Source organism: Streptacidiphilus alkalitolerans (assembly GCF_042511045.1).
Lineage (GTDB): Bacteria > Actinomycetota > Actinomycetes > Streptomycetales > Streptomycetaceae > Streptacidiphilus > Streptacidiphilus alkalitolerans.
Genome location: NZ_JBHEZX010000011.1, coordinates 258,954 through 268,355 on the forward strand (window position 1 = coordinate 258,954; position 9,402 = coordinate 268,355).

A 9,402-nucleotide genomic window follows, 5' to 3' on the forward strand; every position below is an offset into this window, starting at 1 on the left:
TGCCGGAGCAACGGCAGGCGGCGTTCGGCGCGGCCGCGGGGACCTGGCTGTCCGGACTGGGCGGGGTCAGGAACCTGGTCCGCCAGGAGCTGGTGGCGCGGCAGCTGGCCGAGCAGATCACCGAGCACTTCGACCCGGCCGACCGGGCCGAGGGGATTCCGCTGCGGGTGCTGGACGTGGGCTGCGGCGAGGGCACCCAGGCGGTGCGGCTGGCCCGGGCCGGGCACCTGGTCACCGGGCTCGACCCGAACCCGGTCTCGCTCGGCGCCGCGCAGGCCGCGCTGGCGGTGGAACCGCCCGAGGTGCGGCAGCGGATCTCGCTGCTGACCGGCGAGGGCGGCGACTGCGGGCGCTGGTTCGGCCCCGGCAGCTTCGACGTGGTGCTCTGCCACGGGGTGCTGATGTACATGCCCGAGTCCGAGCCGATGCTCGCCTCGCTGGCCCGGGTGCTCGCGCCCGGCGGGATGCTGTCCGTCGTGGTCCGCAACGGGGACGCGCTGGCGATGCGGCCCGGCTGCGGCGGGGACTGGTCCGGGGCGATCGAGGCCTTCAGCAACGAGCGCTACACCAACCGGATGGGCCAGCAGACCCGGGCGGACCGGCTGGAGCCGCTGACCCGCACCCTGGCCGAGATCGCCGTCCCGCTGCGCCGCTGGTACGGGGTCCGGGTGTTCACCGACCAGACCCCCGACCACGAGCCGCCGCCGGCCGACGGACGGCAGCTGATGCAGCTGCTGGACGCCGAGGAGCGGGCCGGGAGGACCGACCCGTACCGCGCCGTGGCGGCCCTGCTGCACCTGGTCGGGACCAGGCCGGGCTGATCGTCCGGCGCCGACGGCGTAGGGTCTGGGCATGGAGTTTCGTCATCTGGGCCGCAGCGGCCTGATCATCAGTGAGATCGCCTACGGCAACTGGCTCACCCACGGCTCCCAGGTCGAGGAGGACGCCGCCACGGCCTGCGTCCGTGCCGCCCTGGACGCCGGGATCACCACCTTCGACACCGCCGACGTCTACGCCGAGACCCGGGCCGAGGCCGTCATGGGCCGCGCGCTCAAGGGCGAGCGGCGCGAGGGCCTGGAGATCTTCACCAAGGTCTACTGGCCCACCGGGCCCGGCCGCAACGACCGCGGCCTCGGCCGCAAGCACATCATGGAGTCCATCGACGGCTCCCTCCGCCGCCTGCAGACCGACTACGTCGACCTCTACCAGGCCCACCGCTACGACGTGTCCACCCCGCTGGAGGAGACCATGACGGCCTTCGCCGACGTGGTGCACTCCGGCAAGGCCCACTACATCGGCGTGTCCGAGTGGACCGCCGAGCAGATCCGGGCCGCGCACGCGCTGGCCGTGGAGCTGCGGATCCCGCTGGTCTCCAGCCAGCCGCAGTACTCCGCGCTGTGGCGGGTCATCGAGGCCGAGGTCGTCCCGACCTGCGAGGAGCTCGGGCTCGGCCAGATCGTCTGGTCCCCGATCGCGCAGGGCGTGCTCACCGGCAAGTACCTGCCCGGCGCGCCGCTGCCGGAGGGCTCGCGGGCGACCGACGACAAGGGCGGCGCCAACTTCGTCACCCGCTTCCTGCGCGACGACGTGCTGGAGCGGGTGCAGCAGCTGAAGCCGCTGGCGGAGCAGGCCGGGCTGACTCTGGCCCAGCTCGCGGTGGCCTGGGTGCTGCAGAACAGCAATGTCTCGGCGGCGATCATCGGGGCCTCGCGTCCCGAGCAGGTCACCGAGAACGTCAAGGCCGCCGGGGTGAAGCTGGACGCCGAGCTGCTGAAGCAGATGGACGCGATCCTGGCCCCGGTCGCCGAGTTCGACCCGGCGAAGACGGCCGAGAACTCGCCGAAGTCCCGCCCGTAGCAGAGCAGTTGTGAAAACGCCGAAGCGGGCGGTCCCCCGGTCGGGGGGCCGCCCGCTCCGCCGTGCCGGCTACTCGGCGTCGTGCAGGCTCATCGGGCCGTAGACCTTCTCGCCGTCGTCCAGCAGCACGGCCTGGTCGATGCCGCCCGCCACCAGGCCCTTCCAGAACTCACCGATCCAGGACTCGGCGTCGCCCTGGGTCGGGAACTCCTCCGTCCCGTCCGGGGCGGGCACTGACGAACCGTCGGCCTTCTCGAACCGCCACGTCCACACCATGCTGAGGCTCCCTTCACCGCACTGACTCGTCCCGTCGCAGGCTACCCATATCCTCAGGCCGCGTACGCACTCACCGGTTCGGTGCCGTGGGAGACGGTGACGGCGACGGTGACCCGGGCGGTGCCGCCGCGGTCGTCGGTGAAGCGGTAGGAGAAGGAGTCGGTACCGGCGAAGCCGGGGACCGAGGTGTAGGTGGCGGTCACATCGTCGTTGAGGACCACCCGGCCGTGCGCCGGGGTCGCGGTGAGCGCCACCAGGGCGCGGTCCGCGGGCAGCCGGCCGGCCAGCAGGTCGACCGTGGCCGGGCTGCCGGAGACGGCGTCCGCGCGGTCCCTGGCCCGCAGCGCGGTGCCGGCGTCGGCGTGCGCCACCCCGCCGCCGAGCACCACCGCGGCCGCGGTCACAGCGGTGGCCCGGGCGATCCTGCGGGCATTGAGGCGGCGCTGACGGGTGACGGCGTCCATTCGGTCCCCTTCCCGGGCATCCAGGGCTGGCTGGATACCAACCTCTCAGAAGGATCGACTCGTACCAAATCACACTTTTATGCCCATCCGACCGCGCGACGCCCCGGCCCCGGCAGAATGACGCCATGCGGATCTTCACCGAGCTCTCCCCCGCCGGCGCCCGGCGGGTCGGCCTGGAACTGGGGCGGCGCCCCCGGCCGCCGCGGCGGACCCTGCTGCTCGGCGGCGCCCGCTCCGGCAAGTCGGTCACCGCCGAACGGATGCTGGCGGACCGTCAGGACGTGCTCTACGTCGCCACCGGCGGCAGCAGGGACGGCGACGCCGAGTGGGCCGACCGGGTCGCGCTGCACCGCGACCGCCGCCCCGCCGCCTGGCGCACCGCCGAGACCTGCGACCTGGAACCGCTGCTGGCCGGGCCCGGCGGCGGCCCGCTGCTGATCGACTGCCTGGCGCTGTGGCTGACCGCGGCCATGGACGACTGCGGCGCCTGGGACGACGCCGAGTGGGCCGCCCGCGGCGAGGCCGCGCTGCGGGCCCGTACCGCCGGGCTGGTCGCGGCCTGGGCGGCCACCCCGCGCCGGGTGGTCGCGGTCAGCAACGAGGTCGGCAGCGGGGTGGTCCCGGCGACCGCCTCGGGACGCCGGTTCCGGGACGAGCTGGGCCGGCTGAACGCCGCCGTGGCGGGCGCCTCGGACCAGGTGCTGCTGGTGGTCGCCGGACAGCCGGTGCGGCTCAAAGGGCCGGGGCGGTAACGTTCCGCCGGTGAGTACCTTCGACAGTGCGATCGACCTCGACGAGTTCTCCGCCCTGGTGGCGCGCCCCGACGACGAGCACCGGCTGGCCGCCGAGGAGCGCTGGGCCGCGCTGGACCAGCCGCGCGGCGCGCTGGGCAGCCTGCAGGAGCTGGGCAGTTGGCTGGCCGCGGTCCAGGGGCAGTGCCCGCCAAGCCCGGTCCGCCGGGCCAAGGTGCTGCTCTTCGCGGCCGACCACGGGGTCGCCTCGCTGGGCGTGTCCGCCCTCCCGCCCGGCAGCACCGCCCGCCGGGTCCGCGCGGTGCTGGACGGCACCGCCCCGGTCAGCCTGCTGGCGCAGCAGTACGGCGCCCAGGTCCGGGTGCTGGACCTGGGTGTGGACGCCGACCCCGAGGACTTCCCGGCCGAGGTGACGCGGCACCGGATCCGCCGCGGCTCGGGCCGGATCGACATCGAGAACGCGCTGACCCGGGAGCAGGCCGAGGCCGCGTTCCTGGCCGGGGTCGCCATCGCCGACGAGGAGGCCGACGCGGGCACCGACCTGGTGGTGCTCGGCGACCTGGGGGCGGGCTCGACCACCGTCGCCGCGGTCCTGGTCGGCGCGCTCTGCGGCACCGACGCCGCGGCGGTGACCGGGCGCGGCTCGGGCATCGACGACCGGGTCTGGATGGTCAAGTGCGCGGCGGTCCGCGACGCGCTGCGCCGGGCCCGTCCGGTGCTCGGCGACCAGCTCGACCTGCTGGCCGCGACCGGCGGCGCGGACTTCGCCGCGACCACCGGCTTCCTGCTGCAGTCCGCGGTGCGCCGCACCCCGGTGCTGCTGGACGGCGTGGTGTCGGCGGCCTGCGCCCTGGTGGCGCAGCGGATCGCGTTCCGCGCCCCGGAGTGGTGGCGGGCCGGGCAGACCACCGGCGAGCCGGCCCAGGCCAAGGCCTACGAGCGGATGAGCGTGGAACCGCTGCTGGACCAGAAGGTGGGCCTGGGCCAGGGCGTCGGCGCGCTGCTGGCGCTGCCGCTGCTGCAGGCCGCGTCCACCCTGCTGGCGGAGCTGCCGCTGGCCCCCGCCAAGGACTGACGGGTGCGGCGTACGGCCTCGCGGGGCTTCGCCGCGGCCGGGGCCGGGCTGCGGTTCGCCTTCGGCACGCTGTCGGTGCTGCCGGTGCGGGTGCGGCGCTGGGACCGGCCCACGGCCGGGCGGGCGATGCTGTGCGCGCCGCTGGTCGGCGCGGTGCTCGGGCTGCTGGCCGCGGTGCTCGGCGGCGGCCTGCGGCAGCTGCACGGCGGCCCGCTGCTGGCCGCCGTGGCCTGCGTCGGCGCCCTCGCGGCGCTGACCCGCGGACTGCACCTGGACGGCCTGGCGGACGTGGCGGACGGCCTGGGCAGCAACAAGCCCCCGGCCGCCGCGCTGGCCGTCATGAAGGCCTCGGACATCGGCCCGTTCGGCGTGCTGGTGCTGCTGCTGGTGCTGCTCACCCAGGTGGCGGCACTGGCCCAGGCTTTTTCCGGCGGACTGTGGCCCGGCTGCCTCGGTGTGCTGCTGGCCGCCGTGGCCGGACGCCTGGCGCTGCTCAGGGGCTGCCTGGCCGGCACTCCCCCGGCCCGGCCCGACGGCCTCGGGGCGACCGTCGCCGGGACGGTGGCGCCGGGACCGGCCCTGTCCGCGGCGCTGTTCTGGGCCTGCGCGCTGGGCGCGGCCGGCTGGGCGGCCGGCGGGCCGCGGCTGGCGCTCGGCGCGCTGCTGGCCCTGATCTGCGGCCCGGTCTGCGCGGCGCTGCTGCTCGGGCACTGCGTACGCCGCTTCGGCGGTATCACCGGCGATGTGCTGGGCGCCATGGTGGAGACCTCGGGCACCGCCGCGCTGGTGCTCTGGACCCTTTTCGCCGCCGCCTGACCAGGGCTTCGCAAGCTGCCACCACAAGCCGGGGTGACTAACCGGGGCCAGAGGGGCGCGGTAGCCAGGCATGCGGACTACGATGCTCAACGGGCCAGTGCTTTCCCGTTTCCGAACGTTCCCCCGCACCCCTCCGCCTTTCTCGGCACCCGGCCGAGGACCGCATACAGAACAGGACGCATTACGTGACATCAGTGTCTCTGAGCACCTCCGCGGCCAACGCGCTGCGCGCGGACGCCGTCGTCGTGGCCGTGGCCAAGGGCCCCAAGGGCCTCGTGCTGGCCTCGGGCGCCGAGACGGTCGACGAAGCGTTCGACGGCAGGCTGGCCGACGTCCTCACCACCCTGGGCGCCACCGGCGCCGAGGGCGAGGCCGTCAAGGTCCCCGCGCCCGCGGGCGTCAAGGCCGCCCTGGTCCTGGCCGTGGGCCTGGGCGACGCGGCCGAGGACGGCGGCTACCCGGCCGAGGGCCTGCGCCGCGCCGCCGGCATCGCCGCCCGTACCCTGCAGGGCTCCAAGAAGGCCGCGTTCGCGCTGCCGCTGGCCGACGCCGCCTCGGTCGAAGCCGTGACCCTGGGAGCGCTCCTCGGCGCCTACACCTTCACCGCCTTCCGCGGCGACGCCGCCAAGGCCGCCGCGAAGGCCCCGCTGGCCGAGGTCACCCTGGTCGGCGGCAAGCGGGACAAGGCCGCCAAGGCCGCCGTCGAGCGCGGCACCGTCGTCGCCGAGGAGGTCAACCGCACCCGTGACCTCATCAACACCCCGCCGAACGACCTCTTCCCCAAGTCCTTCGCGGACCTGGTGACCGCGGCCGGCAAGGAGCACGGCCTCAAGGTCGAGGTGCTGGACGAGAAGGCGCTGACCAAGGGCGGCTTCGGCGGCATCCTGGGCGTCGGCGTCGGCTCGGTCCGTCCGCCGCGGCTGGTCCGGGTCGGCTACACCCACCCCGAGGCCACCCAGACCCTCGCCTACATCGGCAAGGGCATCACCTACGACTCGGGCGGCATCTCGCTCAAGCCGGCCGGCCACAACGAGACCATGAAGTGCGACATGTCCGGCGCCGCCGCCGTGTTCGCCGCCGTGGTCGCCGCCTCCCGGCTGGGCCTGCGGGTCAATGTCACCGGCTGGCTGGCGCTGGCCGAGAACATGCCCTCCGGCTCCGCCATCCGCCCCGGCGACGTGCTGAAGATGTACGGCGGCAAGACCGTCGAGGTGCTCAACACCGACGCCGAGGGCCGGCTGGTGCTGGCCGACGCGATCGTCCGGGCCGGCGAGGAGAACCCGGACGCGATCGTCGACGTGGCGACCCTGACCGGCGCGATGATGGTGGCGCTGGGCGCCCGGATCTTCGGCATCATGTCCAACCAGGACGGCTTCCGCGACGCGGTGCAGGCCTCGGCCACGGTCGTCGGCGAGCCCTCCTGGCCGATGCCGCTGCCGGCCGAGATGCTGAAGAGCCTGGACTCGCCGACCGCCGACCTCGCCAACATCGGCGAGCGGATGGGCGGCGGGCTGACCGCCGGACTCTTCCTGCAGGAGTTCGTCCCCGAGGGCACCGCCTGGGCCCACCTGGACATCGCCGGACCGGCCTTCAACGAGGCCGCCCCCTTCGGCTACACCCCGAAGGGTGGCACCGGCACCGCCGTCCGCACCCTGGTGCAGCTGGCCGAGCGCGCCGCCGCGGGCACGCTGTAGCCCTCCCGCCGCACCGTGACGCCGGGGCGCCCTCCTCCGCAGGGAGAGGGGCGCCCCGGCGTTCGCCATGAGCGCAACCAGACCTTTATTCGAGTCGCCAAGGGATCACCGGGCGTCCCCGCCGCGTCCAGAGGGCGGCCCCGGACATCAAGCGCCCGGAACAAGTGCGAGGATGTATCTCCGGCATGACTGGTTCTCCCCACAAGGGGGAACCGCTCCCCGGCCGGCGACCGACCGGGACGATCCGCACCCTTTTGCATGGAGGACGTGACGTGGCGAACGACGCCAGCACCGTTTTCGACGTAGTCATTCTCGGAGGCGGAAGCGGCGGATACGCCGCGGCGCTGCGGGCGGCCCAGTTGGGCCTCCAGGTCGCGCTCATCGAGAAGGGCAAGCTCGGCGGCACCTGCCTCCACAACGGCTGCATCCCCACCAAGGCCCTGCTGCACGCCGCCGAGGTCGCCGACCAGACCCGCGAGAGCGCGGGCTTCGGTGTGAAGGCCACCTTCGAGGGCATCGACATCAACGGCGTCCACGCGTACAAGGACGGCGTGATCAGCGGGCTCTACAAGGGCCTGCAGGGCCTGGTGGCCAGCCGCAAGATCACCTATGTGTCCGGCGAGGGCCGCCTCTCCTCCCCGACCACCGTGGACGTGAACGGCGAGCGCTACACCGGCCGCCACATCGTCCTGGCCACCGGCTCCGTGCCGAAGTCGCTGCCGGGCCTGGCCATCGACGGCGACCGGGTCATCTCCTCGGACCACGCGCTCACCCTGGACCGGGTGCCGAACAGCGTGATCGTGCTCGGCGGCGGCGTCATCGGCGTCGAGTTCGCCTCCGTCTGGAAGTCCTTCGGGGCCGAGGTCACCATCATCGAGGCGCTGCCGCACCTGGCCCCGCTGGAGGACGAGAACTCCTCCAAGCTGCTGGAGCGGGCCTTCCGCAAGCGCGGCATCAAGTTCGAGCTGGGCGCGCGCTTCTCCGGCGTCGAGTACACCGCGACCGGCGTCCGCGCCTCGCTGGAGAACGGCAAGCAGGTCGAGGCCGAGCTGATGCTCGTCGCCGTCGGCCGCGGCCCGGTCTCCCAGGGCCTCGGCTACGAGGAGGCGGGCGTCGCCACCGACCGCGGCTACGTCCTCGTCGACGAGTACATGCAGACCAACGTCCCCACCATCTCCGCCGTCGGCGACCTGGTGCCGACCCTGCAGCTGGCCCACGTCGGCTTCGCCGAGGGCATCCTGGTCGCGGAGCGGCTGGCCGGCCTCAAGGTCGTCCCGATCGACTACGACGGTGTCCCCCGGGTCACCTACTGCCACCCCGAGGTCGCCTCCGTCGGCATCACCGAGGCGAAGGCCAAGGAGCTCTACGGCGCGGACAAGGTCGTCACCGCCAAGTTCAACCTGGCCGGCAACGGCAAGAGCAAGATCCTGAAGACCGCCGGCGAGATCAAGCTGGTCCAGGTCAAGGACGGCGCCGTGGTCGGCGTCCACATGGTCGGCGACCGCATGGGCGAGCAGGTCGGCGAAGCACAGCTGATCTACAACTGGGAGGCCCTGCCCTCCGAGGTCGCCCAGCTGATCCACGCGCACCCGACCCAGTCCGAGGCGCTCGGCGAGGCACACCTGGCGCTGGCCGGAAAGCCGCTGCACAATCACGACTGACCTCCCCCGGTATACGCCGCCATCCATCCGCACGCACCAAGTAGGAGTACCTGAACTCATGGCAGTCTCAGTAACACTGCCCGCTCTCGGCGAGAGCGTGACCGAGGGCACCGTCACCCGCTGGCTCAAGGCCGAGGGAGATCGCGTCGAGGCCGACGAGCCGCTGCTCGAAGTCTCCACCGACAAGGTCGACACCGAGATCCCGGCGCCCGCGTCCGGCATCCTGGCCTCGATCAAGGTCGGCGAGGACGAGACGGTGGAGGTCGGCGCCGAGCTGGCCATCATCGACGACGGCAACGGCGCCCCGGCTGCTGCTGCCGCGGCCCCCGCCGCTGCTGCCCCGGCTCCGGCTCCGGTCGAGGCCCCCGCGCCCGCTCCGGCCCCGGTCGCCGAGGCTCCCGCCACTCCGGCCGCGCCCGCGGCCCCTGCCGCCCCCGCTGCCCCGGCCGGCGGCGCGGTGTCCGGCACCCCGGTCCTGCTCCCCGCGCTGGGCGAGAGCGTCACCGAGGGCACCGTCACCCGCTGGCTCAAGGCCGAGGGCGACACCGTCGAGGCCGACGAGCCGCTGCTCGAGGTGTCCACCGACAAGGTCGACACCGAGATCCCGGCTCCGGTCTCCGGCGTGCTGCTGAAGATCACCGTCGCCGAGGACGAGACGGTGGAGGTCGGCGCCGAGCTGGCCGTCATCGGTACCCCCGGTGCCGCGGCCCCCGCCGCGCCCGCGCCGGCCGCCCCGGCCCCGGCTGCCGCTCCCGCGCCCGCCCCGGTCGCTGCTCCGGCCCCCGCGCCGGCCCCGGTGGCTGCCGC

Annotated in this window: 9 protein-coding genes and 1 pseudogene; 8 read left to right on the top strand and 2 right to left on the bottom strand. The window is 74.1% G+C overall.

All coding sequences use genetic code 11. The features are described from left to right. Positions 1-47 precede the first annotated feature (47 nt). Positions 48-821, top strand: a complete 774-nt coding sequence (locus tag ACEZDG_RS24845; protein WP_380513280.1) for a class I SAM-dependent methyltransferase — start codon at positions 48-50, stop codon at positions 819-821. A 31-nt stretch (positions 822-852) separates the two neighbouring features. Continuing rightward, the gene (locus ACEZDG_RS24850) at positions 853-1,857 is read left to right on the top strand and encodes an aldo/keto reductase family protein (RefSeq protein ID WP_380513242.1); all 1,005 of its coding nucleotides are present in this window, start codon (positions 853-855) and stop codon (positions 1,855-1,857) included. 69 nt (positions 1,858-1,926) lie between these two features. Here ACEZDG_RS24850 and ACEZDG_RS24855 read toward each other — a convergent pair whose 3' ends face one another. Both ACEZDG_RS24855 and ACEZDG_RS24860 read right to left on the bottom strand, forming a co-directional pair. Continuing rightward, entirely contained in the window at positions 1,927-2,133 is a 207-nt protein-coding gene (locus ACEZDG_RS24855) for a hypothetical protein (protein ID WP_380513244.1), read from the bottom strand. Positions 2,134-2,186: 53 nt separating this feature from the next. Continuing rightward, a complete protein-coding gene (locus ACEZDG_RS24860) occupies positions 2,187-2,597 on the bottom strand; it encodes an Ig-like domain-containing protein (protein WP_380513246.1) in 411 nt (136 codons plus the stop codon). 143 nt (positions 2,598-2,740) lie between these two features. Between ACEZDG_RS24860 and ACEZDG_RS24865 the strand changes: the two are divergent. The 6 genes and pseudogenes from ACEZDG_RS24865 to ACEZDG_RS24890 form a co-directional block, all read left to right on the top strand. Further along, positions 2,741-3,349, top strand: a pseudogene (locus ACEZDG_RS24865) (bifunctional adenosylcobinamide kinase/adenosylcobinamide-phosphate guanylyltransferase); the annotation flags it as partial. A 10-nt stretch (positions 3,350-3,359) separates the two neighbouring features. Next, complete coding sequence (cobT, locus tag ACEZDG_RS24870; RefSeq protein WP_380513248.1) at positions 3,360-4,424, top strand: nicotinate-nucleotide--dimethylbenzimidazole phosphoribosyltransferase; 1,065 nt, start codon at positions 3,360-3,362, stop codon at positions 4,422-4,424. 3 nt (positions 4,425-4,427) lie between these two features. Then, on the top strand, positions 4,428-5,240 hold the full coding sequence (locus tag ACEZDG_RS24875; RefSeq protein WP_380513250.1) for an adenosylcobinamide-GDP ribazoletransferase: 813 nt from the start codon (positions 4,428-4,430) through the stop codon (positions 5,238-5,240). 185 nt (positions 5,241-5,425) lie between these two features. Further along, positions 5,426-6,934, top strand: coding sequence for a leucyl aminopeptidase (locus ACEZDG_RS24880; RefSeq protein ID WP_380513251.1), 1,509 nt, complete (start codon positions 5,426-5,428; stop codon positions 6,932-6,934). A gap of 272 nt (positions 6,935-7,206) precedes the next feature. Further along, positions 7,207-8,595 (top strand): dihydrolipoyl dehydrogenase, encoded by a 1,389-nt coding sequence (lpdA, locus tag ACEZDG_RS24885; RefSeq protein WP_380513253.1) that lies wholly within the window; start codon positions 7,207-7,209, stop codon positions 8,593-8,595. A gap of 58 nt (positions 8,596-8,653) precedes the next feature. Next, positions 8,654-9,402, top strand: a 749-nt coding sequence (locus tag ACEZDG_RS24890; protein ID WP_380513255.1) for a biotin/lipoyl-containing protein, incomplete at its 3' end; no start/stop codon positions are given.